Raw genomic sequence first — 25,686 nt, 5'->3', positions numbered from 1 at the left:
CCATCCCTTCATTATGATCATGAGGCAACGTTAAGTTTGAAATAGGCTCTTTGGTTCGTCTCATCCAGCAAGTCATACACCACCATGTAAGCGCTGTTAAACCGATCGATATGAAGCCAGTGCTTCTTCCCCTCTTCGGATGTGGTCAGCGAAATGACAAAATGCCGATCCGGCTGCCCTGCCAAATCCTCGAAATGGCTGAAATCAATCACGCGGGCTGCCGTAAGAATCTGCACCGTCAGCGCTTTGCGATCTGCCTTGGACAGGGCTGTAATCACACCCTGCTGCAGGGAGTACACTTCGTTCTCCGGCTTTTGGACCGCCATACCAATGGTGGATGCCGTAAACACCTTATCGATCAGCGTACTTTGCAGCTTGCGGATATTTGCACTCACATTCAGTGAATTGACCGATACCTGCCCGAATTGAAAAGCATTGGTCTGTACCTGAAACGGAACATCCTCCTGGTCCAGATAGGCAATACTTCCCGTAAGCAGCAGACGCGGCTCCTTCGTGATCTGTTCCTCTTTGCCTGTCGTTAGCAGACTGGAAAAGGATGATTTCAGATTCAGCAGCTCCTTCGGATCATCCAGAATCACCTTGCCAAGACCGGGATAGGTGAGATCGATCCGCATCGGAATACCTGCGAATCGTTCCGATTGATCCTGCTGGGGCGAAGACGTACGGACTTTATCCATCGGAATCCTGAAGGTATAAGAGCAAATGCCGATCAGCACACAGCCAATGATGACTTGTAACAAAATGAGGCGAAACCATGAAAGCCCTTTCTTTTCCTCTGGCATTCACTTTAACCTCCTTTTATCTCAGAAAAATAGAAACTTTGTATCAGTTTTGTAACAGCGCTTTCATCGGCATTTCCTTACTGAAAACAAGCTGCACTTCTGTCCCCTTGCCCGGGCGGCTGACAAGCGAAACTTCCCCTCCCTGAAGCTCCATCAGCTGCTTGCACAGCGGCAATCCGAGGCCATGCGATTCCTGCGAGATAACGCGGTCCTGCTTTTCCTCCGGGGGAAGAAATATTCTGGATAGGTCCTGCTCCGGAATTCCCCTTCCGTTATCGGCAATTTTGACAGTTCCCCGTCCCTCCTTCTCCTTCAGCTCAATATGCAGATGCGTGCACTCGCTATGCCGTATTGCATTATCGATAATATTGAACAATACCTGCTGCGCCCGTTTCGGATCCAGATATACCTCGAAATGCGATCCTTTTACCGTCGTCGAAATCATGGATTTTGCAAGCGTAGGCTTCAGAATCCTCAGGCTGTCCGTGATAAGGGCGCCCAGATCCACCTTCTCCGGCCGGATGCGCCAAGCCTCATCACCCTTAAGCGAAGTTTGCAGGAGCTCCTCGACCATGTTCAGCAGTCGCGTGCTTTCTTTGCGGATATAATGATTGCATTCCTGAACATCTTCCATCCGCTGCATTTTGGATATAAGCTCCGAAAAACCGATGACCGATGTCAGCGGCGTTTTAAATTCATGTGTGATATTGTCATAGAAAGCCTTCTGCTTGCCCTGCTCGTAATGCAGCAGCTCAATGTGATGCTGAAGCGCATTCGACATATGGTTGAAATCCTTGGCCAGTTCGCCGATTTCATCCTTGGTATTCACCTCGATTGTACTGCTGAAATCCCCGATTGAAACGCGCTTTAGCGCACGCTGCAGCGCATGCAATGGCTTCATCAGAAATGAGGCGAAGGAGTAGCTCGCCAGTAAGGACAGCACCAGGCAGCCTGCTGCAGCACCAACAAACCATGTGCGCATCTGTCTCAGGGTCTCCACGTTGGGGCTCAAATCCAGCAGGTATCGGAATCCCCCCACAATCTTGCCTTCATACCAGAAAGGAGCGGAATACGTCAGGAACTGCGTGCCCTCTTTTTCCGTAATGACGGTGGCACTTTGGCCTTGGAGCGCAGCCTTGATGTCATCCCGCTTCAGAAGGTTCTCCTTATCGCTGCTGCTTCCGACGATCGTTTCATCCGGAGCAAAGAGCTGCACCTGAAAGTTGCTGTTGGCAGATAAATGCGAAGCGATAAAAGGTGCATAGGTCCCCGAGAACAGCTGGTTCATGCTGATTTTTTTGTCGCTGACAATCTTTAGAGCCTCGATGCGATGCAGAGCAAAATATTGGCTGAGCGTCTGCGTATCCCGCTCGATCATACTCTTGTTCAGCGTATAATTGACAATGAAGTACATCGCTGCCAGCAGCATAATAATCGTCACGGCATGCTGGATAAACATCTTATTGCGCAGCCCCATCCTTATACCTCCAGCTTGTAGCCTGTGCCGTGGACGGTGGCAACCAGATGATCGTAAGGCTTCATTTTCTCTCTTAGCCGGTTGACCATCATGTCGACGGAACGGGTGTGACCGTAATATTCATAACCCCATACTTGATCCAGAAGCTGCTCTCTCGTGAATACCTTCTTCGGATTTGTGCAGAGCAGCCACAAGAAATCAAACTCCTTGCTCGTCGTCTTCAGTGGCTTGCCGTCAATGCGGAAGGACCGCTCCCGGTGATCTATTTCGATACATCCGATCTGAATGGTTTCAGGTGAAGCCGTCGCAGCCCTGGTTCTCCGCATAACGGCCTTGATGCGCTCGACGAGCTCCCGGGTCTCAAACGGTTTGGTCAAATAATCATCAGCGCCCAGCTGGAAGCCGAGAATTTTATCGTTCATCTCATTTTTTGCGGTTAGCACAATAACAGGTATGCTTCGGTATTGCTGCTGCAGGATTTGCAGTAATTCGAAACCGGAGCGGTCCGGAAGCATCAGATCGAGCAGAATCAGATCCGTCTGCCCAAACGCAAGCTCTGTTAATCCTGCCGCCACGCTCCCGACGGTTATAGGATGAAACCCCTCTACTTCAAGGCTCAGCTTGAGCAGCATCTGTATGCTGGCATCGTCTTCGATAATTAAAATGTTCATCTCGTGACATCCCTCCCACGCGTTTTAGTGCCGCATGTTCAAAGTCCAACTTAGCTTAAAATATAAAGTCTGTAAATTAAAAAATAACTGCAGCAGCACCATATCTTTTCATTTTATTTATTACATTGTCACACATAGTAATATGTGTTACATTACATTCACGAGGTGAATGCAAGTGGGAGCAAGCAGCATCAGCAGTGACCTGATCCGCGGTAATATTGACACGATCATTCTCCGCATCCTGTGCGAAGGAGACAACTACGGATATAAAATTATCAAATCGATATCCAAATACAGCCAAGGCCAGTACGAGCTCAAGGAGCCTTCACTCTATACCAGTCTGAAGAGGCTGGAATCCCAGGGGTATATCACATCCTACTGGGGAGACGAGAGCCAAGGAGGGCGCCGGAAATATTATACGGTTACACCTGAAGGGACAACATCCTACCACCACAACGTGGAAGCTTGGAAAACAGCAAAAAGGCTGATTGATCAGCTGATTGAATCCGGGGAGGGATTGAATTGAATCCATTGCAGGAGCATGTGGAGAGATTATTTGCGGGATATAAGCCTACTCGCCAGGTCCGGGAGTTAAAGGATGAAATCCTGAGCAATCTGGAGGCCAGGGTTACGGATCTGACCGCTGAAGGCATGACATACAATCAGGCCTTGGAAGTAGCCCGGGCCAATATGACGAGCGTTGAGGGATTAATTGAGGAACAGTCTTCCTATGACGTTGTAAAATACCGGACCGCCATGCTGCAGACGGCCTTAATGTACTGCCTGATCGCCTGGATTGCCACCATTCCGATGCGGCTCTTCCGTGTTGCAGAGAATCTTAGTCTGCTGCTGCCGCTTATTGCGGTCATCCTGGGGATGATCTACCTGATTGTTCGCGGTTCCGCGGCTTCAGCCCAGCAACGGACTGTAAAGTTCGATAGTACCGCAGCGGATCACAGCCGGAAGCTGGTATGGATCATTTGGGGCATTTTCGTTCTGGCTGTGACGATGTCCACGACAGCACTCCATATGGGCAGCAATATCTGGTTCGGCAGACCGGTTCATATTTCGGGTCCCTACCAATTTGGCGTTCTTGCAGCGAACTATGCCTGGCCGCTTGTCACGATTGTCATTCCGCTGCTCTTCAATGCATCTCTCCGATTCAAAATGAAATACGAGGCAGGTGGGTGCCATGTGGACTAAAAATAAAACCATTCTGCTTCTTGCAGTGGTTGGCATTCTGCTTTTTACCGCTGTTCAGGGGATTGCACTGCCCCAGTGGGACCGTAACAAGCAGGTATACGCAGCCGAGCAGCAAAGTCCGCTGACGCATGATTTGCAAAGTATAATGAAATATCAGAGCCAATACATGGGCAACTCCTCGAACTTGTCCAATCTTATGCACACCCTGCCATTAAATGAGATCCGATGCACGATGGAGCTGCACCCGGACAGCCTGACCGCAGACATTCTCTATCATGCCGAAACGGCCGGTCTGAACACGGAAAGACTTGAGCGCTCGCTCATTTACAACGCCACTGCCGCCTTTGCGCTGGTCGACAATCTGGAGCAAATCCGGTTTAAGTTCGATGATCGGACGTATACGGCTGAGCGGAGCCAGCTCGAAGAATGGTATGGCAAGAAGCTTTCCTCCCTGACCGATTCACCGAAGATTTGGGAACCAGATGTTCAGGAACCTCTCGCAAGTCATGATTATGTGCAAAAGGGAATCGCCAGCCTGTTTACCGTCATCGACGAGTAGACAGATTTTTTTATTTGTGGTTTAATATCGCGTGTGCAGGCATTTACCCGATTTAAATTTCCCTTTTTTGGTTATGAAAGGAATGATTGTCCAGAATGCCGAATTAAATATATTAAGGATATTTTTATTCCTCCCGCTCATTCCAATATCTAAAAAAGGGTGTTTATCACATGTTTGGAATTATGGCTATGTCCGGTTTATCCTTTTTGCTCGTTGCCGTGTTCATGCCGGTTCTTATCTGGATGCTGCGAAGACTGAGGCTAACACAGCCTATCCGCGCGGAGCTTCCGGCGGACCATCAGGCCAAACGCGGAACTCCGCTGATGGCAGGACTTATTTTAATCATTGGTGTCGCGACTTCATTACAGTTTCGTCCCGTTCCTTTGATGGTGCTGCTTGGTGCTACGTTTATTTTGTTCAGCTCGATTGGTTTTCTTGATGATTTCAAAAAGGCCGCTTGGCAGGATCCTTCCGGCATCTCCGGTCGCATGAAGCTGGTGCTCCAATTCGTTTTTACGGGCGCGATTCTGTACATGCTGCTGCACTCCTTCGGTCTGACAAGTGATATTGCGTTGTTCCAAGGATTCCAGCTGCATCTGCCTGTTTATGTGTATGTAGCAATTATGCTGCTATTCGTCGTGGGATCCGCGAATGCCATCAATTTTACGGATGGTCTGGATGGTCTGTTGATCAACGTGGCGATACCCACTTATTTTTTCTTTTTCATGATATCGGACAAACCGGAAGTGCAGACCTTCTCACTCGTGATGATCGGCTGTCTGCTCGGACTTTTCCTCTACAATATTTATCCGGCAAGAGCCTTTATGGGTGATACCGGGTCGCTGGCCATTGGAGGCTCCCTATCCTTTTTGGCTGTAATTGAGAAGGTTGAGATCCTGATTCCAATCCTCTTTTTCGTGTATCTCGCAGAACAGCTGTCGGTCATCTTGCAGGTGTGGTACTACAAGCGGACCAAGCTGCGGCTGTTCCGGATGGCCCCGATCCATTTTCACTTCAGTCTGAAATACGGCTGGAACGAGAACAAAATCGTCATGGTATTTGGCTTTATTTCTTGGTTATCCGTACTTATCTCCTGGCTGATCTGGAAGTATCTCATGTAGCATCTCACCCCGCGGACATACATAAATCGATGTAATTCCAGATTTAGCTTACGGTATTGGAAATCCGAAGCCTCAAATTTTGCATTCTCTCATGTTTATAAAAAAAGAAAATTTCCTGTTTTTTCTCATAAACTTACGCTCCTTTTAGGTTCAAATGGTTTAAAATTCATGACATAACCTTCAAGCAGGATTACGCAGTACAGCGTCTAAGGAAAAAATCCACTATGGCTATTCACTATTTTCCGGTGCAAACACCCCCTTAAGTTAAAGCGCTTTAACTTAAGCGCTTACACATAGTTTAGGTGTTTTTCTAATATTTGTAAATAGGTCTGAGAGAGATTGCATCTAAAGTCCTGAATCGACATGATTCACGAAAAAACCCCCGGACAATGGCCCGGAGGTTTACATACGGTTATACTTATTTCCTTACGTCCATGCCCACATAAATCCGTCGCGATCCCAGGCAATTCGGCCGCCATGCAGCTTCCGGAATGCCTTTTTCACTTCCTTGGACAGCGAAGCATTCCCATTCTCATTAACAAAAACAAATTCCTCACCGAAATGTTCTCGTACATATTGGATGGCATCCGTTTGATACAGATTGCCCTTAAACCTGATCTCTTCAACCATCCATTCAGCCACCTGCTGAGGTGTGTATGCCATCATTACATCGATCCCTTCCATTTGCGTCCACCTATTATAACAGATCGGATCGGAAATCGATTACTCTAGGGTATTCTACACATTAAATTTACGGATCTGTGATATCTGACCCGCGTGCAAACCGTTATGATACATTACTCTTCCCAATGCCTCACGCGGCGTTGACATCCCCATCGGGGAAGAAACAGGGATATCCCACGCATCCTCCGGCAGCGAGCGCATGGCCATCGTCAGATGGTTATCGGAAGCCTCCAGAAAGCGGAGAAGCCCCTTATGATCTGCGTATTCCTGATGATCTTCCGCACCGCCGCTGGTTAGATATAAGACATCCCCAGGCTGAGCAGCCCTGAAAAACCACTCTGCAAACATATACTCCACTTCTGCATTATGACGAAGCATAAAACCTATGGAGGAGCCCTGACCGGACAACTTCAGAGGCAGTTCCTCTTCCCGCAATCCCAGCGCCAATTTTTGAAAACGGTCCCGTACGGCTCTCCATACCGGATGCACAGCTTCAAACGACATGAATCTTTCTCCCCTTCCTTCTTCCCGGAATACCTAACGATTTATTATTTATGTCTCTTGCTTTTACTCTAACTATTTCTCTTACTATGTCTCTTACTTTTACTAGTGTTTATCTTGCTTGCGTCTCTTACTTGTCTTTTTCCTTGTCTACCACCACATGCTCAAACCGGTCCCCGGACAAATCCACATCGAACGCTTGGCCGAAGCCGATGACGTATCTCCCCGCAAGCGGCGTCAGCTCAAACAGTGAGAAATCCAGCCCGCGCAGCATATTCATCATTTTATCGCCGAATTTCAGATTAAACTCTCCGAAAATATCCTCATGACCGTCATTGCCGAGATTTTCCGAGGCACAGGCCCAGCGTGCCCGCTCACGTGCGAAGGTGTTCGGCGTTTGCGACTCATCGGCAATCATCATGACATGGATCTGCTCATTGTTCTCCACATAACGGTAATGATCGGAAATTTGGCTGATGTATATGTACAGCTTCCCGCCCGTCTTTACAAATGGAGCATAGCTGATAAAAGGTGTTCCGTTCTCATCCAGCGTGCTTATAATCAGCGTACTGCGGCTTTCCATAAAGGCTGTGTAGCGAGTCTTCGTGGTTTCAATATCAATGGTTTTCATTCATGAATACCTCCTTATATTCTATAGAGCGGCAGTCCTTGCCCGCCGGATCGGATGGATGCGCGGATACTGCGCGTTATGGACAAATTCAACCTCTGCCTCCACGCCGTATATCTCCCGGATCGTTGCCGGTGTCAGCACTTCGCTCGGTTTGCCCGTCATGGCAATCTGCCCCTCGCGAATGACACAGATGGTGTCACTGTAGGCGCTGGCCTGATTCAGGTCATGCAGCACCATCACCGTGGTAATACCCAGCTCCCGATTCACGCTCCGCACCAGCTCCAGCACCTCAAGCTGATGGGCTATATCCAGATAGGTTGTCGGTTCATCCAGCAAAAGCACTTTAGGCCGCTGCGCAAGCGCCATGGCAATCCAGGCCCGCTGTCCCTCTCCCCCGGAAAGCGATACCACCAGCCTTTTGCGGAAAGTCTCCAGTCCCGTCTGTGCAATGGCCCAGTCTATAATGGCGTAATCCTCAAGTGATAAGCGTCCGTACCACTTCATATGTGGAAGACGGCCATAGGACACCAGCTCCTCTACCGTCATATCCGCAGGGGTCTGGTTCGACTGGGAGAGAATGCACATCAGCTGCGAAATCCGTTTGTTCGGCATGGATTTCAGCTCCTGGCCGGCAAGCCGTACCGTCCCGCTCTCGCAGGGAAGCAGTCTCGATAATCCCTTGAGAAGGGTCGATTTGCCAGAGCCGTTAGGACCGATAATGGACAGCATTTCTCCCTCGCGGATCTGAAGATTTACATTATGGATGATGCGTTTTCCGTCATAACCGATCGTCACATGGTTTGCTTCGAGCAAGTCAGATATCCCCTTTCCGCATCAGATACAGAAAATATGGACCGCCAGCTACAGCCATCACAATCCCCGCAGGAATATCCAGTGGCGCGAACAAGGTACGTCCTGCCGTATCGGCCACCAGCAGCACGAGTGCTCCAAGCCCCATGCTCATTGGCAGCATTTTGCGATAGTCCGAGCCGACCAGCATTCTTGCCATATGAGGCACAACCAGACCCACAAAGCCGATCATGCCAACGGTAGAGACCGATACCGCTGCCAGATAAACGGCCACAAAAGAAATCAGCAGCCGGATTCTGTTTATATTTTCGCCAAGATTCAGCGCTGCCTGCTCACCAAGCCTTAACACGTTGGCCTTTCGTATGCAAAACAGGGCGGCGATCCAGCCGGCGACTGAATATGGCAGCATAACCGTGAGATCCCCCATTCCCTTGCCGGACATGCTTCCGTTCAGCCACTGCAGGGCTGCTGGGAGCTTATCGCTGTACAAGAGAGACAAGAGGCCGATAATCCCGCCGAAAATGGAGTTCACAGCCACCCCGGATAAAATGACCCGTACCGGTGTAATCCCCCATTTTTTCCAGGCCAGCGCATACACCATCACGGCTGCTAACCCGCCTCCAGCTATGGCGGCAATCGGAATAAACGAGGAATAGCCTGGAACAACCAGTAAAATAAACAGCACGGCTACGGCTGCGCCGCTGGACACGCCCGTCAGTCCCGGATCAGCCAGCGGATTATGCATAACAGCCTGCAGCAGCGCGCCCGAAATCGCCAGGTTCAAGCCAATGACGGCAGCGAGCAAAACCCGGGGAATCCGGATGTCCCATAAAATCGTATCCGAAACCTGTTCACCGTAACCAGCAAGTGCTTTTACAATTTCCACTGGCGAAAACTTCACGCTTCCAAGCCCAATGGAACATATCAACGCAATGACCAGCAGAATAAAAGTGGTACTGATGGCAAAGCTTTTTGTTTTTTTCGTTTCCAGCACCCTGCTTATTCCTCCGTTCAACGTATATCTTGTTACATTTTCAAATTAAGGATATAAAAGACCGAGCATTTCCTTGTAAGCGTCGGAGGCTTTTACAATGGAGGCTACACCGAAAAGATTATAGTCCAGCGCCTGCACGCGTTTGTTCTTAAAGGCATTCAGCTTTTCCCATGCTCCGTTCTTCTTCACATCAGCCTCAAACTTCTGGATCGCTGCCTGCGGATCACCATGAGAAACAAGCAGTATCACATCCGGATTGGCGGTGACTACATTCTCCATATTCAGTGGCAGGTAGGTTTCTTCAGACTTAAGTACATCCGTAACCACGTTGGATGCACCCAGCTTCTTGGCAATGCTTCCGGCAAATGTATTTTCATTCATCATCATGAAGGATTCTGCCGAGCCGAACAGGATCATGACCTTCGGTGCTGTTTTACCTTGAGCCTGGCTTACGGCATCCTTCTCCTGTTTTTCCATGGAAGTGATAAACTCGCTCGCCTTCTGCTCCTGCTTGAATACGCGGCCCAGAACGACGGTAGACAATTTGAGCTCTTCAAGGGAGTCGGATGGGACATAGGCTGTTTTCAACGAAGCCGGCTTAAACTGCTTTTCCAGGCTATCCTTAATCGATGCAGGTCCCAGAACCACTTCCGGTTGAAGCTTCGTTACCTGTTCCACATCCGGTTTCAGCGCAGATCCAATCGGCTGGATGTCCTTGAACTTGTCTGGGAGAGCTACGGTTGAAGTCGGTACTCCTACCGGCGTGACATCCAAAACATTCAGAATTTCCGCGATAGCGACGGATGCCACTACGACTTTGGATGGCTGACCTTGGAACTGCGCCTGCAGCTCGGCTGCCTTCGTTTCGTCCACCTGCACAGCTGCCGGTTCATCTGATTTGGTCTCGGTTTGAGTCTCTGTCTTAGTCTCGGCAGGTGCTGCTTCCGCCGCTGTCTCCTTCAAAGGTTGTTCTGCCGGAGCAGACTCCTTACCGCATGCCACTGTAGTTGCGAGCAGCACCAGAACGGCCGCATATCCCCATTTGCTATTTATGTATTTCACGTACAAATTGCACCCCTTCATTATGTAATTGATACTGATTATCAATATCATTCTGATACATACTAGCATGGTAATGTTAGGAAGACAATACTAAATGAGAAAAATTATCATTCTCATTACTATGCATTAATTCGTATCATTAAAACGTGTAAGATGCTCTTTACGGAAAAAACCCGAAGATCATCTTTCGATGACTTCGGGTTTAAAAAGGCGGGATATCTCTTGATATTTGGGGAACGCATTATGTTTCGGGACAGCCTTTTCGAAGCTTCTTCAGTTGAATAAGTCTGAATCATTGCGTTCAGCTAACAGCAGCAGGTTGTACCTTAACTCCGTTGGCGGCAGGATCCGCTAAGAATAACCTTCATTCTAGCGCCGGGCTTCCAGTGGGTTTAGCAGTATTTTGCGCGGCTGCATCAAGTACGCTCCCGTGATCTGGTCTGCATGCAGCTCGATTCTGTACTCCCCCGCCTCTGGAAAGTACAGCTCGCCCAGCTCAAACCCGCGGAACTCATAAGGGCCGCCAGTCGCCTGAGCCTCCGAGACCAGCATCTGATCTCGAGCCGTCAGCCGGAAGGAGCCGCCCCCCTCTTCCCCGCATCCATATTCCAGACTCACAGCAAAGCTGCAGGGCCCGGATGTACGAATATTCCAAGATGTATAATCTTGTTCATCGGACCAGTCCAGCAGGTTATCGCGGTTCTTTTTGCCCGTGTCGTAGCGGAGGGTAGAACCGGAAATTTCACTCTCAAATACACCCAGATCATAAATCTGGGGAGCACCTTCTCCGTTCATCAGCAGTCGCTCGGAATTGCCCTGAACCGGACCGGAGCATTCAACAGCCAGCACGATCGGCTTGCCGTCCGAAGATAGATGCTGGTTACCGAGCAGCACAACCAGATCCTGATTCCCCAGCCGTTTGAATGCAAGCTCGGCTCCTCCTGCCAATGGATAAACCCTCTCCACTTGGCTCAGCAGCCCCGGAACCACCAAATGCCCATCTGCGGGAATATCAAAAATATGCAGATACAGCGTTTGGTCCTTCAGGGTACATCTGCCCCAGGAAGGCTTCGCTGTAGGGGAAGCACCGGATCCATATATACTGTCTCCATGAACCCGGAGCCATTCCCCAACCTCCAGCAGAATCTCTTCTGAGACAGGGTCCCACTCACCCGTGGCCGTCGGCCCCACATTGATGACCAGATTGCCACCCTTGCTCACCACATCAATTATTTGGCGGATGATCGATACTGGCGGCTTCCAGTTGGTATCCGACTTTTTATAGCCCCAGGAATCATTCAGCGTAATGATATTTTCCCAATCTTGACGAATGGTCCGCGTCTCCAGCTGATTATCCGAGGTGTTGGCATAGTCCCCGAGCGGGCTTTTCCAGACGCGGCTGTTGACGAGGCAGTCCTGCTGCAGCGCATGAACAGTGGTGAGAAACAGCTCTCCCTGCTCTCTTGTCAGCTTGCCGCCGCAATCAAACCACATCAATCCAACCTTGCCGTATCCGGTCAGCAGCTCCCGCACCTGCGGCAGCGATTTGCGGTGCAGATAATGATCGAAGCGCGTGCGCTTATCCTCGTCGCCAATCCAGCTCTCCACGTCATCATAAGCCCCGATATTGCCCGGATAATCCCAGGTATTCCCTTGCGAGTCCGGATCATGCCAATCCATCGCATGCGAATAGTAAATTCCGAGTACCATCCCTTCTTCGCGGCAGGCCTCCTCCAGCTCCTTGAGCGGATCGCGGCCAAACGCGGTATGCCTGACGATGGAATAATCGGAAATATGAGAGTCATACATAGCGAACCCGTCATGATGCTTTGCGGTAAAAATAATATATTTTAGCCCGGCCTGCTTGGCAGTACGAACCCATCTTCCTGCATCAAAAGCCGTTGGATTAAACTGTTCCGACATTTCCTCATAAGCCTGCACCGGGACGCGGGCACGCAGCATGATATGCTCGCTGTAAGAAGCTAGTATCTCTTCTCCGTCCCACTCGCCGGCAGGAAGCGCATAAGGCCCCCAATGGATAAACAGACCGAGTCTGGCTTCCCGCCACCACGCAATCCGCCGCTCATGAGCCTCATCATGCTCCGCGCCGGTACCCTCCTTCAGGGACTGAAGCGGATCATCCAGAAGATTCTCTTCCCGGCTGTCCGTTTGCTGATCGGGCACTGATTTTTTAAAATCGATCTGATCTCTCATGATTCGCTCATTCCCCTTTCAATGCCTCTGTAACTTATATCTGTCCGGATTCAGCCTACCAGAAGCGGCGCTCGGAACCGCGCAGCTTGGAAACAGCCTCCACAAAGAAATAGTCCCCATAAATGAGTGGTGTATCAACATGCACCCCGCCTGGCAGATTAGAGGTTCCGGATAAAATCAGACCCTCCTCATCCTCCCGATCCCAGGCGCCGTAATTCTCATCCATTGAACGGACAAGACGTACTGCGGCCTCCAGATACATTTGGCCTTCCCCAGCTGGAAGGCAGCCTGCCAATTCGATCAATCCGCAAGCGGCGCAGGCGCCTGCCGAGGTATCCCGCGGTGTATCCACGTTTCTCGGCGCTCTGAAATCCCAGTGCGGCACGTAATCCTCAGGCAGATTGGCCAGGAAGAAATGGGCAGCCCGTTTCGCGCCAATCAAAAATGCCTCATCCCCGGTGTATTGATAGGAGAGCACCATGCCATAAATGGTCCAAGCGCTGCCTCTTGCCCATGCGGAATTCTCCGCATGCCCCTGACCAGCATCCGCGCCCAGCAGTGCACCGGTTTCCGCATCAAAATGGAGAATGTGATAGCTTGATCCATCCGGGCGCATGAAATGCGTAAGTACCGTTTCCGCATGCGCGGCGGCGATATGGCGGAAGCGTGGATCATTTGTCGTCTCCGATGCCCAGTAAAGCAGCGGCAAATTCATCATCGTGTCAATGATGGACCAGCCTGCACGATTCAAGCTTGCCGTATCATGCCAGGCACGGATATATCTGCCCTTCAGGTTGAAGCGGCTGGCCAGCTGAGAAGCTGCCATCAACCCCCGCTCCTTGGAGCGTTCATTACCCGTTATGCGGTAATTGGCCACAGCAGACAACAGCCAAATAAAGCCTGAGTCATGATGCACAGCCAGCGCATGCAGCGGCTCATCCAGACGCTCTTCGCACTGCTCCGCAATGGTCGTCAGCTCTGGATGCCCCCCATCCGCTGACAGCTGCCACAAGATGCCTGGCCAGAAGCCTGCCGTCCACCACGATATTCTCATATCATCGTACACGCCGTTCACGGAAGCATGCGGACAGCTGACGCCGATCCGGCGGCTGGTTCTTTCGATTTTTTGGCCAATCCGTTCCCATAGTCCATCCGCCCAGGAATGGACGGAAGCAGATAGTTCCGCGCGGTCAGGCGCCTTTGCCGCAGCCTGATTTAAAGTCTGTTCACTCATCTTGTAGTCCTCCTCTGTATTTTTGCAGTATCTATTCAAGCGGCAGACGGGTCTGCCCAAAGCGCCAGCCCGTAATGCGATACCGGCAGGCAGGTCCGCCTTCTTCAGCTGTTCCTGAAAATTTGCCGTCAACAGCTTGATTGACGGTCAACTTTCGCCAGCAGCCGCCGTTTTTCTCATAATCAAAGGTTTCTCCATCATCGTCATACAGCATGCTTCGACCAGGCATCGTTCCAAAGTGGATCATTTCAACCGGAATTTCTTGCATTCCTTCGGGTACATGATTCAAGGCTGGCATCATCGGAATAATGGCTCCTTCCCGTACAAACAACGGAAAGCGCTCCAGCGGACAGTCCATATGAATGATCTGATCCCCTTCATGGCGAACACCGGTTTCGGCCTCGTACCATACGCCCTTCGGCAGCAGCACTTCTCGTCCGGATTCACCGGCAAACAGTGGAGCTATCAACAAATCACGTCCGATGCAGAATTGATCATCCCATTCACGTCCAGCCTGCAGTCCGTAAGCTCCTTCTGCGGTATTAAAGCCCTCCCGGGTGTCACCTGCAGTCTCCTCAGACTCGCCATTCATCTGTTTTTCACCAGCCAGAACGAGCGGCATCGCCTGAAACGGCGGGGTTCCCTTCGCTTCATACTCAGCGAATACGGTATACAAATAAGGCAGCAGGCGCATCCGCAAGCGGATATAATGCCGGATAATCGGCTCCACCTCAGGGAAGCTCCACGGCTTAACCCCATCCCCCCATGCGTTTAACATCGCCAGCGGCGAAAAGCATACCGTCTGCATGCGTCTTACCCAATCTTCGGCGCTGTCAGCTCTGCGTACCTCCGGGCTCCAGAGCAGCCCGCTAAATGAAGCGTTGCACAGCGCCCGGACAAATTGGCGATGATCATATAGATCCGAGTATAGAACATACGGAAGATTGGATGCGCCCGCATTAGAAGCCCGGACAAGCCCGTAAGTCCGACGGTTTTTCTTGCGATAGAGGCGGTCCGTCATGTCCTGCAGCAGCAGGCCGTAAAGCTGCCGCATCTGCTCCCCGTCATGTCCGGAAGGAAAAGAAGCATGCGGCGGGAACATCCATGAATTGCGGGTCAGCTCGCTGCCATCGCATTCATCCAGCTTGTAGCCAGAAGTGCCGAGACTTACATGCTCCCGGTCATGCTGCGCGGTGTAAAGCTCACGTGCTTCTTCCAGTGCATAGTCGGGAGCCAGGCCGCCCCATACCGAGTAATTGCCGGACAGCGGCTGCATGGGGCCGAACAATCCGGATTCCGGCGATACATATGGATGTTCCCATAAATTGATCTGAAATCCGGCTTCCTTCATTCTGCTGACAAATCCGGCCGGATCGGGAAACCGATCGCGATCCCATTCATAAGTGACAGGGTAACTCGCAGAATGCCAGCCCGGCTCCAGCCCGATGACATCGCAAGGGATATCCCTTGCACGGAACTCCATGGCTTCCTGCTCCACCTCGGCATCCCTGAACAGCGTAGGCACGCGGTGCCAGAAGCCAAGCCCCCAGCGGGGCGGTAGTACGCCTCCGCCGCAGAATAGATTGTAACGCCGCATCACATCCAGCATACCGGGTCCGGCAAACAGATATACAGCTGCGCCCTCCTGTGGCAGACGGATTTCGAGCCGGTCTGATACCGGGGTCGCCTTCCAGCTGCGATCCGTATTGCGGTCACGGGCCTGTACAGATGCACCTTCCTGCTGCCGCAGCGCCGAACCGCAGTAAAAAGTGACGGCTCTGGCGCTGTCTACCAAAATGCCGTATCCTTTTCCGCTTACCAGAAAAGAAGCGGGCGCATGCGTTTCTCCGGTGTCCTGTTTGGGATCGCTGTTCACCCGCAAATACCGGGTTCTTCCGCGCTGGTTCATACGCATGAACTGCAGACCCATGCCGTACAGCTCCTCGCTGATATCCAGCGGAAACGATAGCAGGCTGCCGCCTGCTGACAGAGGGAGCAGCTCTGTTTCATTCTCATTTAACGGCAATGGCATCTCTGGCATCGCCGCCATCGCTTCCGTTCTTGGCTGCCGGTTCAGACAAGTCAGCGGGGTCAGCCCTTCCGGGCTGCCGACCGTCATCTTCCACACCCCCGGCGCTGCTTGAATCCAGTTTGTATGCTGCATTTTGCTAACCCTCCCCGCTAAAACCAGCTTGGTCATCCGTTAATAGCGGAATGACCATATTCCATGTATTTTGAGCTTCGCGGAAGCCGCCCGGACCATCGGCTACGGCTGCAAACATATGGGTCGGCCGGCCATCCTGGAACAGCAGGAACGGCCGTTCAAAGCTGCCCATGATCCGCTCTTGTCCGTCATCCCACAATACCTTTCGTGAATAAGCCTTTTTGGCATCTGCGAGCTGCCAATTCCTGCCGTTATCCGACACCGCCAATATGCCGCCATGCTTCTCGCCGCATAAATGACCATCCATATCCTTGGCGATCATGGCATATCCATAGCCGTTTCTCCAAATAAACGGATCCTCGACATGTACTTCAGGCGGGAACAACGGCTGCTCGCTGATGACTCGGTATTGCCCTTCTGCTTCATCTGCCTCCGCCGCGCCAAGCGTCATTTTTCCATACGTATGTCCTTCATATCGCCGTGCTTTATAGATTAGAAGCATCGAGCCGTCGTCCCGGACACAGGGGGCAGGATTGGAGGTCAGATAGCTGTCGAACCTGCCGGGACGCACCGGCAAAATCGGGTCATCCATCCGCTTCCATGGTCCAAGTATACTGTCTGCCACCGCTAGGCCAACCCGTTTATTTGCCCTAGCGGCAATAACACGGCAGTCCTCCATTTCAATCGTTTCTCCAGGCTCCGCTTCTGCAAAAGGATGGGTCGAGCCCATGTAGTACAACAGGAATTTATCGCCACTGCGGATGATATGCGGGTTATGTGTGCTGCGGCCATCCCAATACTCCGCTCCTCTGGCAGGTAATACCGTTTCCGCGTACGTGTATGGACCTTCCGGAGTATTCGATACCGCCCGCACAATCTCCGAACGAATTAACCAGCCCGGATGCATCGGTAGCCACTTAGGCCACCGAGAGGCGAACATGTGATAACGGCCATCTTCTCCGCGTACGACCGACCCGCACCATATCCACCAGCCCTCCATCTGGAAACCACCGCCTACCGGAGCAGGCAGCATGCGATCCATCAACGACAAAGCCATTACAATCCCTCCTGCCCCTTCAATCCATAACGATTGGCAGCACTTCCGCACAGCCACTCTGAAGCGCAGTATAGTGCTCCCTCCCGATCGATCCAGCCTTTGGACACTTGTTCATCCAGAAATCCGGCCAGCAGCCGTTTCACGACATGGAGCTTACCGTAAGTCCACTCGATGCAGCGGGCATCGGACACGATCAGCGAGCTTTTTAAAGGTGCCAAAGCCTCCAGTCTGTACTGCATGCTTTGGGTATACGTGCTTGCCCGGAAGTTGTACCACCACATGCCGCCGACATGCACATTGGGAAAATTCCATGCGGCCTGAACGACATCCAGGTTGTTCAGCTCCGAGGCAACGACCAGTTCAAACGGAATACTGTAGCGCTCGAATAATCCGTAGAGTCTGACTACCCGGAGCGAATCATTCACCGGTGCAGCTGAGGTCTTGCCCCATCTGCGCTCCACGCCCAGAAACAGCTGTAGAAACATACCGAGGCGTTCAAGTTCGGCACATACCTCATGTAGAAGCATAAACATGATTTCATCGGAACGGGTTTCCCTGTTTATACCGTACTGCTCATGCGCTGCTGCATCATAATTAGACAGCGTCGTCATGATGCCAAGGCAGCCCAGCTTATGGTATTCGTGAAGCTGCTTCCGGATATGAGCCTTGGCCTGTTCCAGTGCCTCTTCCCGCTTCTCAGCCTGAGCAATCTCCTGCACCAGCTTCGGCAGCCAGCCGTCAATCCGCGGAAACAGCAGTGCGTCATGCGTCATGCCTTCGAATGCGGCATGGTCAGGGTGGTTGACCACGAACCTGCGCACATGCAGCCGGTCTGCCACACTTTGCGCCCAGCCCGAACCGGTTTTGTTAGCCTTAATCTGTTCATCTGCTGCCCGAATCGATGCCAGGTCTGTTAGCTCAATACCGTATAAATCCTTAAGGATTGTCGTGAAAGCAATATTCATCATCGTATTCCGTGAAGACTGGTAAGCCTTAAGGAACGCCTCCATCCGCTTCTCCTCTGGCAAAGCCTCCGCCTCTGGCGGGTAGCCCGCGGTTTGGAGCTCGCGGTTCAACCAGAAGTAATCCGCAATCTTCCAGAAATCCTCAGCGCACAGATGGTCTCCCACCAGATGAGTATGTGTATCGATAACGTCCAATGCCATGATGTCATCCAGCAAGGATGCATGCTTCATACGGAATCCTCTCCTTCGTCGCCATAGTCATGTATTTTCCGTTGATATCATTACTTCTGTATTACTGAAATACCATTTCCACAAAAATCGGCGTACCCGCTTGCAGCAGCAGCTGCAATCTTCGTCCCGACTGTGCCTCTGTCACAGCATCCTCTGAAGCATCATCGACTATAACCCGATCGATCGTATCCGGCAGTGAGCAGCCCTCCGGCAGCTCGATGGCAACCTGTTGATCAGTATTCAACGATTTAAGCCTGACATTCAGCATCCCCTTCTCCAGGTCCCAGTCCACATCTGCCTCGATGTTCCCGCTGGCCAGCATGCCATTCGCCCGCCCGCGGCTCCACCGGTCAGGCAACGCCGGAAGAATTCGCATCAGCCCTGGCTCTGAGTACAGGAGCATCTCCTGTACAGCCGCAGTCCAGCCCATGTTCGCATCAATTTGAAATGGAGCCCAGTCCATCGAAAGTCCAATCCCCATATTCCGCCAGTCATTATGAAGCGTATAGAAGTTGTTCATGACCGCCGAACGGCTTAGCAAGTCCAGGCATTCCAGCGCAAGATTGCCTTCGCCCAAGCGAGCGTACAGATTCGCCATATGGGCAAGCGACCATCCGGTCTGTTCCTTAAGTCCGACTACCAGCCTCTTTTTTACGGCCGTGAGGAAGGCATCAAACAATGCAGGATCTTTATCTCTTCTGACTTCTTTTCCGGGAAACATCGGATAAAGATGCGATTGATGGCGGTGATGGTACTCATCCCCATATGCCGGATGCATCCATTCCCGGACTGCGCCATCCTCATTGATCTGATAAGCCGGAATCCGGCCCAGCAGCTCTTTCCACACAGGGATTTCTTCCGGATACAGACCTTCGCCTTCGGCACCAGCCACCAAACGGCTCAGCACCTCCTTGGCAATGGCAAAATCCATGGTCGCATTTACGGTTGTTCCTTTGGGGCCGCCCGCTCCATTTCCAGGCCTGTTCTCCGGTGAATTGGACGGGCAGCTGATAAGCTGTCCATCCTCTCCTGTTATGAAGAAGTCCTCATAAAACAAGGCCACCTCTCTTAAAAAGGGCAGTGCCCGGTTGCGTAAAAAATCTCGATCCTGCGTGTACAGGTAATAGTCGTAATAGTGCTGTGCGATCCAGCCTGCTGCTCCAGTCCAATGAATGATATGCGGGGCAATGGTCTTTAGCAGGCCCGAATCCGGAGCCGATGGAGCAGGAATGAAGATCCCTCGGCAGCCATAGAGATGCCTGGCATTAAGCCGGAAGTCATCCATGAGTCGCTCCATGTAATCAAATACGGGCAGGAGAAGTTCCGGCATCCTGCCGCTCAGCGCCTGCCAGTAAATCATCTGAAGATTCTCATTAGCCATGTTAAAAGCCCAGAAGCCCCGGTACTCTCCGCACCACAAGCCGTACAAATGACAGGGACTGCCTCCTTCACGGGAGCTTGAGATCAGCAGATATCGTCCATAAGCCCACATCTTCTCCATCATAGCCAGCGGCGCTTCACCCTGGTAAGCCGCAAGCAGCAGCTCCTCATTGGAACGTCCCCGCCCCTCTGCTCCCAGATCCAGCGACATCCGCCCGAATAATGCCTTATGCTCGCGGACATGTGCATCCAGCAGTTCGAGGTAGCCCCTTTCTTCTGCTGCCAGCTCCGCTTTCAGCCTCTTCCATTCCTGTTCCCGGCTGCCGTGAACGAACATGCGCAGCAGTACGAGCACCTTTCCCGAGTCCCCGATGACAGCTTCAGCTCCATCTGCCGTCACCGTGCCGCTCTCAGAAATTAACCGGGCCACGGCGCCAAAATCGCTTCCATTATCATTTTGAGCAGCGTACCACACAAAGGAACCATCGGATCCGGATTCCACCTCAGTAGGAAGCGGCGCCTCCGGCCGACCCGGCGGACGCCTCACGTCGCTTGGGTCATGCAGTCCAAGTGATAGCCGCGCCTGCAGCGTTTCGCTGCCTTCCGCTCTGAGTTCCATCACAATCATGTCTTCGGGACGGGATGCGAACAGGGCCCGCTCGAAAGCGGCCCCCCTGTCCTTCCAGCGAACGGTAACTTCGCCAGTCTGCATATCAAGCTCACGGGAATAGTGCTTGAAGCCCTCATCCACGGCGGACACGATCGTGAGATCTCCCAGCGGAAGCGGAACGGCCATCACCGGATCATATCCTTTTCTGTGAAGCTCATCTACCAATACCGGCTCAGCCTGCGCTTCCTGACCTTCAAGCATAAGCCGTTGCAATTCAGGCAGTCGTCCACTGACATCCGGCAGGTCCGGCGTGCGGCTCTGCCACCACAAATCGCCATGAGTCAGCATCACGGTTTCCCGGTGAACCCCTCCGTACACGGCAGCGCCAATCATGCCGCTGCCGGTCGGAAGAGCTTCACGCCATTTGGCGCCCCACCACGAGGATGGGGTCAGCAGCTTCAGCTTCCAGGGATGCTCCGTATTCATGCCTCATACACCTCTTTTCCCGTCTTCCTGATCATGCTGTTCATCTTATTTGTTACGGCTCGATTGGTTAAGGACACCGTCCTTGTTTTTAAAACGTTCGGTAGCTTCCTTGACGATATCATTACCGCCTTTTTGCTTGTATTCCTCTATGACTTTCGGCCAATCCGTGATCGGCTCCTTGCCATAAATCATTTTCACCATATGGTCGATGATCAGCTTCGGCGCCTGATCGGGACGCTTGGATGCCAGATCCGGATTTTTGCTGAACGATTCCAGCTCAGGCACGAATCCGATTCCGCCAATACCTTCGTCGGCCAGCGTTTCGTCCAGCGCTTTCAGCACATCCTGTCCACCAGGAAGCAGCTCGGTACGCTCGCGGTTAATCGTTGCGTCGCCAACCCATCTCAGCAGGGAGCGGAAGCCTTGCTCATCATTGCCTGCCTTGTCTGTCGGGAACTTGTAATCGATCTTGCCGTCTTTCTCCGTATAATTTTCACCTTCGATGCCAAAGCTGAAGAATTTGGTTGCTTCAGGCGTCTGCATCCAGTCGAACAGCTTGATGATGCGAATGGCTTTTTCCTTGCTTACTTTGCTGTTGATATACAAAGAGGTATTGACCGAGCTGTACAATCCATAGCCCTTTAAGCCGTTTTCTCCTTCAGGAGACGAGATGATATCCACTTTCGCGTCCGGCACGGAGGCTTGGACTTTCGTGCGGAAATCAAGCAAGCTTGCAGCATTGGCTGTCCAGATCCCTGCATTTCCTGCCTCAATGTTCTCGGAATACTGAGGTGCCTGAATCGTTGCAAAATCCTTCTGAATCAAGCCCTCATCATACATGGTTTTGTATACAGTGAGCGCTTTTTCCATGTTCTCCGCATTGTAGAACTTCGGAACGACCTCGCCATCCCTCTCAGTAAACTGATAACCGAGCGCGTCGTAGGCTCCGAAGCCGATATCGGCATATTTGAAGTTTTCGCGGGCTTGGTACGGCGCAGGCACGCCCAGTTTCTTGAATGCACGCATGACGTTCAGGTAATCATCCATCGTTTTCGGAACCGGAAGCCCCGTTTTTTCGAGCAGATCGGTACGAATATACGTAGCGCGGCGGGAAGGATTGCTTATCCACGTTGGTACGCCGTATATTTTTCCTTTATAGCTGACCTCGGCCCACGCTTCCTTCGGAACCGCTTTCATGATGTTCGGCGCGTATTCGTTCAGCAAGTCATCGAGCGGCATGAACACACCGGCTTCAATGGAGCCCGACATCGATTTATCTGTTGCGCCGCCGACGTTCTGCACCACATCCGGGATATCCCCGCCTGCGTACATGACGGCCATTTTCGAGTCAAAATCCTTCAGCGGAATCATGCGCAAGTCCACATCCACATTGGCGCGCTTTTCGAATTCCTTCACCCATTTGTCGTTGTTGACATCCTTTGAGCTTTCCGCGTAAGCGTTTCCACTTGTTGTCGAGGAGATAGAGAATTTAAGCGGTTTTGATTCATCCGAGGCATCGGCCGCTTCCTTCTCACTGCCGCCTCCGCATCCTGCAAGTCCTGCTGTAAGGAGCGTTGATGTCAAAATCAGGCTGATCCATTTCTTCATTAGACCTTTCCCCTTTCCGTTATCGAAAGACACTCTGTACCTGTGCTTACCTCATGATAAAACGAAAATCCGGGAAGCACCCATGGGGCGGATTATGCTGGTGATGTGTTTTTTTAGGTTATAGCCCAAAAAAGCATAAGGATCCGCACCCATTATAAGATGGTTACCGGTCTTTCTTCTTCCGAAAATGAAAAAACGGCAGGTTTCCCTACCGCCCATCATCTATTGTTATGTTATCCAGCCTGCCACGACTCTCCGCTGCCAGCGAAGCCCGGAGGTAGGAGTTCGGGTTTCGAGGAGGCATCTGCAGCCCCCTTCGTATGATTATCCACCTCAGAGCGGGGCATCCGCATGATCATCTTGGTGCCTTGTTCCAGGCTGCTCTCCACCGTAAGACCATATTCCTCGCCAAACACAAGCTGAATGCGGCGGTGCACATTCGCCACACCGATGCCCCCCTTCATTCGCCCCTCTTCTTCATCATCCGCGAGGCGGTTTTCGCTGAGCTTGGCGCGCAGCTCCTCGAGCCGCTCATGCGTCATGCCGCAGCCGTTATCCTCGACGCTGACCCAAAAGCCATCCTCTTCTTCACCGGCGTCAATAATAATGGTATGGTGATCCTCGACTCCATAGCGGAAAGCATGCTGAAACACATTTTCCACCAGAGGCTGGAGGGTAAGGCGAACCATTTTCCGCAGTAAAAGATCCGGGCTGACACGCATATCGATTTCAAATGTCCGGCCGATCCGGTGATTAATAATGACCATGAAGTACATGACATGTTTCAGCTCGTTCGCTACCGTTATTTCTTCAAGATTGGTCCGCACCGAGTAATGAAGCATGTAGGAAAGTGCTCCCACGATTTCGGAAATTTCATCCGAGTCCTGAATGACGGCATAACAGACGACCGTTTCTAGCGTGTTGTATAAAAAATGCGGATTGATCTGCAGCTGCAGCGACTGAAATTCGGCTTTCTGCCTTTCGGCCTGCATCTCCCTGTTCTTCAGTTCGGACTGGTAGACGATGTCCACCAGCTCCGACAGCCGGTTCACCATCAGGTTATATCTGACAATCAGCTCGGTAATTTCATCATGGCGCTTCGGCAGAGGAATGAACTCCCAATTCCCTTTTTCCGTCTGACTCATCCCTTTCATCAGGGAACGAATCGGATTCGTGACCGATTTGCCGAAACGGTTGGCCAGAAACAGCGCGCAGAAAAAGGTGAGTGCCGCTACGATCCATATGAGCATGCGCGTCGTCTCCAGCGGCTTGACCAGCTGGCTGTTCGGAATGGACACGACCAGATTCCAGCCGGAGTAATCGGCCTTTCGGCTGATATAAGCCCGCTTGGAGCCTTCCGCGGAGCTGCGGAACATCGACGTGTCCGCCTGGGCCATTTCATCCGCGAGCTTTCCCGATATCATCTTTCCGATCTTCGACGGATTGGTGTGGTACTGGATCCGGCCTTTATCATCCACGATGAAAAAATAGCTGTCTTCGCCGAGATCGATACCCTTCCAGAGCGTAGAAAGCTCCTCGGACTTCACTTCAATGCCGACAAAGCCTTTCATATCCGAGGAGCTAAGACCGCGGATACGGCGGATCAGCGTCAGCATCGGAGCCGCATTTTCCCCTTGAATGGTATGGTTGATAATCGTCAGGCGGCCGGATTCATCGGTATGCGACTTGAAATATTCAATCTGCTCTGCCGTATCTTTTGGCGAAAAGGAAGGCTCCGTTCCGCCATTAAAATAATAAAGCGCATTCCCGTTATACCCGATGATGTACAGCGCGCTGATCTCCGGATTGCGGATCCAGACCGGATCCACGATGGAATCGCGGATGTCGGTCATATAGCGGTAGTTTTCGTATTCCTCACGGTCCGAGGGCAAATCGATGTATTTTTTGACGCTAAGATTGGAAAGCAGAGCCACCATCGAACGCTGATAGGAGGAAAGATACAAATTCGTATGATGGACCGCATTGTTCACGATCTGGGTCATCTGATTCTCCGTGCTTTGCTCCAGCTGCCTGGCCGATATCGTGTAGAAGGCTATACCCACCGCGGAAAGCGAGAGCAAAATGACAACCAAAAAGCTCATCAGCAGCTTGACCCGCAGGCGGATTCTCAGCTTTCTCATTATTCGATGCCAAAAGACGAGCGGTATTCGGAGGGCGACATGCCTACGAAATTTTTGAACGTCTTCGTAAAATGGGGATAATCCTCATACCCAACCTGCACTGCGATATCCGTGATGGTAAGGGCGGGAACTGCAAGCAGCTTGCGTGCCTCCTCGATCCGCTTCTTGATGCGATAATGCACGAAGGTTTCGCCCGTCATTTTCTTGAACAAGGCACTGAAATAGGTCCGGGTGAGCCCTACCCTTTTCGCGACTTCCTCCAGCGTTACTTCTTCTGACAGATGCAGATCGATAAAAGCTTTCGCCTCCTCGATCGGGTCCTTGAATTTGCCCTTGCGGGTCTGCTGCAGCTGCGTAAAGATGTCTTCGAGCACGGCTCCGAAGGCTTCCAGCGCTTCCTTTTTGCTGATATCCGTACCATTCTTGTCCGCACGGATCTGCGGCTGCCACCCTCGCTGTACGAGCCTTCCCACAATCATGTTCATGCAGTCCTCCAGCACCGATTTCATCCCGAGCACATGCAGCCCACTGAACAGGCAGTTTTCCCTGCTTTCTTCAAGCAGCCGATGCATATCGCTCTTTTGCAACATCCAAATGCTTTCTTCCAGCTTCTCCGACCACTCCATGTATTTTTGCAGGGATACGATATTTTCGCTCATTCCCGCAATGATCTCACGCAGCGCGTTATGAATGTCCTGCTGGGTGACCGGCTTTAGCAAATAACGCTTCACACCATAAGCAATGGCCCGCTGGGCATATTGAAAATCGTTATATCCGGAAATGACTACGACCTGGACATGGCCGAATTCCCGGTGAATCTGTTCGCACAGCTCCAGGCCGTCCATCCGCTTCATCCGTAGATCGGTCAGCACCAGATGCGGCTCCTCGCTGCGGATCATTTCAAGGGCGGATTCCCCATCATCGGCTGTATAGATGGCAGAAAACGACGCGGGATACCGCTGCACCATTTTCACCAATCCCTTTTGAATGACAGGTTCATCTTCCACAATCAGCACTCGCATGGATCATAACCCCTTTTCTCATCGGATTTGAGAAGCAAACGGCAGCATGCTGCGGTTT

Annotated in this window: 22 protein-coding genes; 4 read left to right on the top strand and 18 right to left on the bottom strand. The window is 51.8% G+C overall.

Going from position 1 to position 25,686, the window contains the following annotated elements; translation table 11 throughout:
- Positions 1-17 precede the first annotated feature (17 nt).
- From E6W40_RS22590 to E6W40_RS22580, 3 genes are read right to left on the bottom strand one after another with little or no spacing between them, the layout of a single operon-like run.
- Positions 18-803, bottom strand: coding sequence for a DUF3919 family protein (locus tag E6W40_RS22590; protein ID WP_136607811.1), 786 nt, complete (start codon positions 801-803; stop codon positions 18-20).
- Between the two features lie 43 nt (positions 804-846).
- Positions 847-2,280, bottom strand: coding sequence for a HAMP domain-containing sensor histidine kinase (locus E6W40_RS22585; protein WP_136607810.1), 1,434 nt, complete (start codon positions 2,278-2,280; stop codon positions 847-849).
- 2 nt (positions 2,281-2,282) lie between these two features.
- On the bottom strand, positions 2,283-2,951 hold the full coding sequence (locus E6W40_RS22580) for a response regulator transcription factor (protein ID WP_136607809.1): 669 nt from the start codon (positions 2,949-2,951) through the stop codon (positions 2,283-2,285).
- Between the two features lie 169 nt (positions 2,952-3,120).
- On the opposite strand from E6W40_RS22580, the gene E6W40_RS22575 reads away from it, so the two are divergent.
- From E6W40_RS22575 to mraY, 4 genes are all read left to right on the top strand, one after another.
- Entirely contained in the window at positions 3,121-3,477 is a 357-nt protein-coding gene (locus E6W40_RS22575) for a PadR family transcriptional regulator (RefSeq protein ID WP_136607808.1), read from the top strand.
- Positions 3,474-4,154, top strand: coding sequence for a permease prefix domain 1-containing protein (locus tag E6W40_RS22570; protein ID WP_136607807.1), 681 nt, complete (start codon positions 3,474-3,476; stop codon positions 4,152-4,154). Before E6W40_RS22575 ends, E6W40_RS22570 begins: the two co-directional genes overlap by 4 nt.
- Positions 4,144-4,713 carry a DUF4825 domain-containing protein gene (locus E6W40_RS22565; RefSeq protein ID WP_136607806.1) on the top strand — a complete coding sequence of 190 codons (570 nt, stop codon included), beginning with the start codon at positions 4,144-4,146 and terminating at the stop codon, positions 4,711-4,713. Before E6W40_RS22570 ends, E6W40_RS22565 begins: the two co-directional genes overlap by 11 nt.
- Positions 4,714-4,883: 170 nt before the next feature.
- Positions 4,884-5,834 (top strand): phospho-N-acetylmuramoyl-pentapeptide-transferase, encoded by a 951-nt coding sequence (mraY, locus tag E6W40_RS22560; RefSeq protein ID WP_136607805.1) that lies wholly within the window; start codon positions 4,884-4,886, stop codon positions 5,832-5,834.
- Between the two features lie 426 nt (positions 5,835-6,260).
- Here mraY and E6W40_RS22555 read toward each other — a convergent pair whose 3' ends face one another.
- The 15 genes from E6W40_RS22555 to E6W40_RS22485 all read right to left on the bottom strand — a co-directional run bounded on the left by E6W40_RS22555 (position 6,261) and on the right by E6W40_RS22485 (position 25,628).
- Positions 6,261-6,497 (bottom strand): DUF6953 family protein, encoded by a 237-nt coding sequence (locus E6W40_RS22555; protein WP_136608207.1) that lies wholly within the window; start codon positions 6,495-6,497, stop codon positions 6,261-6,263.
- Between the two features lie 75 nt (positions 6,498-6,572).
- Positions 6,573-7,022 carry a DinB family protein gene (locus E6W40_RS22550; protein ID WP_136607804.1) on the bottom strand — a complete coding sequence of 150 codons (450 nt, stop codon included), beginning with the start codon at positions 7,020-7,022 and terminating at the stop codon, positions 6,573-6,575.
- 127 nt (positions 7,023-7,149) lie between these two features.
- Positions 7,150-7,650, bottom strand: a complete 501-nt coding sequence (locus E6W40_RS22545; protein WP_136607803.1) for a HugZ family pyridoxamine 5'-phosphate oxidase — start codon at positions 7,648-7,650, stop codon at positions 7,150-7,152.
- Positions 7,651-7,671: 21 nt separating this feature from the next.
- Positions 7,672-8,463 (bottom strand): ABC transporter ATP-binding protein, encoded by a 792-nt coding sequence (locus E6W40_RS22540; RefSeq protein ID WP_136607802.1) that lies wholly within the window; start codon positions 8,461-8,463, stop codon positions 7,672-7,674.
- A gap of 1 nt (position 8,464) precedes the next feature.
- Positions 8,465-9,454, bottom strand: coding sequence for a FecCD family ABC transporter permease (locus E6W40_RS22535; protein ID WP_425464952.1), 990 nt, complete (start codon positions 9,452-9,454; stop codon positions 8,465-8,467).
- Between the two features lie 45 nt (positions 9,455-9,499).
- Positions 9,500-10,516 carry an ABC transporter substrate-binding protein gene (locus E6W40_RS22530; protein WP_246073137.1) on the bottom strand — a complete coding sequence of 339 codons (1,017 nt, stop codon included), beginning with the start codon at positions 10,514-10,516 and terminating at the stop codon, positions 9,500-9,502.
- A gap of 369 nt (positions 10,517-10,885) precedes the next feature.
- On the bottom strand, positions 10,886-12,730 hold the full coding sequence (locus E6W40_RS22525; RefSeq protein WP_136607800.1) for an alpha-L-fucosidase: 1,845 nt from the start codon (positions 12,728-12,730) through the stop codon (positions 10,886-10,888).
- 55 nt (positions 12,731-12,785) lie between these two features.
- Positions 12,786-13,964, bottom strand: coding sequence for a glycoside hydrolase family 88 protein (locus tag E6W40_RS22520; protein ID WP_136607799.1), 1,179 nt, complete (start codon positions 13,962-13,964; stop codon positions 12,786-12,788).
- A gap of 31 nt (positions 13,965-13,995) precedes the next feature.
- Positions 13,996-16,128, bottom strand: coding sequence for a glycoside hydrolase family 31 protein (locus tag E6W40_RS22515; protein ID WP_136607798.1), 2,133 nt, complete (start codon positions 16,126-16,128; stop codon positions 13,996-13,998).
- Between the two features lie 4 nt (positions 16,129-16,132).
- A complete protein-coding gene (locus E6W40_RS22510; protein ID WP_211147064.1) occupies positions 16,133-17,185 on the bottom strand; it encodes a glycoside hydrolase family protein in 1,053 nt (350 codons plus the stop codon).
- Entirely contained in the window at positions 17,185-18,381 is a 1,197-nt protein-coding gene (locus E6W40_RS22505) for a glucuronate isomerase (RefSeq protein WP_136607797.1), read from the bottom strand. Before E6W40_RS22505 ends, E6W40_RS22510 begins: the two co-directional genes overlap by 1 nt.
- Before the next feature lie 61 nt (positions 18,382-18,442).
- Positions 18,443-20,857 carry a glycosyl hydrolase family 95 catalytic domain-containing protein gene (locus E6W40_RS22500; RefSeq protein WP_136607796.1) on the bottom strand — a complete coding sequence of 805 codons (2,415 nt, stop codon included), beginning with the start codon at positions 20,855-20,857 and terminating at the stop codon, positions 18,443-18,445.
- Between the two features lie 45 nt (positions 20,858-20,902).
- Positions 20,903-22,465 carry an extracellular solute-binding protein gene (locus E6W40_RS22495; RefSeq protein ID WP_136607795.1) on the bottom strand — a complete coding sequence of 521 codons (1,563 nt, stop codon included), beginning with the start codon at positions 22,463-22,465 and terminating at the stop codon, positions 20,903-20,905.
- A 233-nt stretch (positions 22,466-22,698) separates the two neighbouring features.
- Positions 22,699-24,606: a cache domain-containing sensor histidine kinase gene (locus E6W40_RS22490; RefSeq protein ID WP_136607794.1), complete on the bottom strand. Its 1,908-nt coding sequence runs from the start codon at positions 24,604-24,606 to the stop codon at positions 22,699-22,701.
- Positions 24,606-25,628 carry a response regulator transcription factor gene (locus E6W40_RS22485; protein ID WP_136607793.1) on the bottom strand — a complete coding sequence of 341 codons (1,023 nt, stop codon included), beginning with the start codon at positions 25,626-25,628 and terminating at the stop codon, positions 24,606-24,608. The genes E6W40_RS22490 and E6W40_RS22485 overlap by 1 nt, the downstream gene beginning before the upstream one ends.
- Between the last annotated feature and the right edge of the window lie 58 nt (positions 25,629-25,686).

This window comes from Paenibacillus dokdonensis, assembly GCF_004916975.1.
Taxonomy (GTDB): Bacteria; Bacillota; Bacilli; order Paenibacillales; family Paenibacillaceae; genus Paenibacillus_AQ; species Paenibacillus_AQ dokdonensis.
This window is presented reverse-complemented; position numbering and strand designations above follow the sequence as displayed.

Excerpts from the sequence above, each read along its gene's own strand:
- E6W40_RS22485 (WP_136607793.1), bottom strand. The coding sequence starts at position 25,628 with ATGCGAGTGCTGATTGTGGAAGATGAACCTGTCATTCAAAAGGGATTG.
- E6W40_RS22500 (WP_136607796.1), bottom strand. The coding sequence starts at position 20,857 with ATGAATACGGAGCATCCCTGGAAGCTGAAGCTGCTGACCCCATCCTCG.
- E6W40_RS22515 (WP_136607798.1), bottom strand. The coding sequence starts at position 16,128 with ATGCAGCATACAAACTGGATTCAAGCAGCGCCGGGGGTGTGGAAGATG.
- E6W40_RS22575 (WP_136607808.1), top strand. The coding sequence starts at position 3,121 with ATGCAAGTGGGAGCAAGCAGCATCAGCAGTGACCTGATCCGCGGTAAT.
- E6W40_RS22505 (WP_136607797.1), bottom strand. The coding sequence starts at position 18,381 with ATGAAGCATGCATCCTTGCTGGATGACATCATGGCATTGGACGTTATC.
- E6W40_RS22565 (WP_136607806.1), top strand. The coding sequence starts at position 4,144 with ATGTGGACTAAAAATAAAACCATTCTGCTTCTTGCAGTGGTTGGCATT.
- E6W40_RS22510 (WP_211147064.1), bottom strand. The coding sequence starts at position 17,185 with ATGGCTTTGTCGTTGATGGATCGCATGCTGCCTGCTCCGGTAGGCGGT.
- E6W40_RS22545 (WP_136607803.1), bottom strand. The coding sequence starts at position 7,650 with ATGAAAACCATTGATATTGAAACCACGAAGACTCGCTACACAGCCTTT.
- E6W40_RS22550 (WP_136607804.1), bottom strand. The coding sequence starts at position 7,022 with ATGTCGTTTGAAGCTGTGCATCCGGTATGGAGAGCCGTACGGGACCGT.
- E6W40_RS22520 (WP_136607799.1), bottom strand. The coding sequence starts at position 13,964 with ATGAGTGAACAGACTTTAAATCAGGCTGCGGCAAAGGCGCCTGACCGC.
- mraY (WP_136607805.1), top strand. The coding sequence starts at position 4,884 with ATGTTTGGAATTATGGCTATGTCCGGTTTATCCTTTTTGCTCGTTGCC.
- E6W40_RS22490 (WP_136607794.1), bottom strand. The coding sequence starts at position 24,606 with ATGAGAAAGCTGAGAATCCGCCTGCGGGTCAAGCTGCTGATGAGCTTT.
- E6W40_RS22590 (WP_136607811.1), bottom strand. The coding sequence starts at position 803 with ATGCCAGAGGAAAAGAAAGGGCTTTCATGGTTTCGCCTCATTTTGTTA.
- E6W40_RS22525 (WP_136607800.1), bottom strand. The coding sequence starts at position 12,730 with ATGAGAGATCAGATCGATTTTAAAAAATCAGTGCCCGATCAGCAAACG.
- E6W40_RS22495 (WP_136607795.1), bottom strand. The coding sequence starts at position 22,465 with ATGAAGAAATGGATCAGCCTGATTTTGACATCAACGCTCCTTACAGCA.
- E6W40_RS22555 (WP_136608207.1), bottom strand. The coding sequence starts at position 6,497 with ATGGCATACACACCTCAGCAGGTGGCTGAATGGATGGTTGAAGAGATC.
- E6W40_RS22580 (WP_136607809.1), bottom strand. The coding sequence starts at position 2,951 with ATGAACATTTTAATTATCGAAGACGATGCCAGCATACAGATGCTGCTC.
- E6W40_RS22585 (WP_136607810.1), bottom strand. The coding sequence starts at position 2,280 with ATGGGGCTGCGCAATAAGATGTTTATCCAGCATGCCGTGACGATTATT.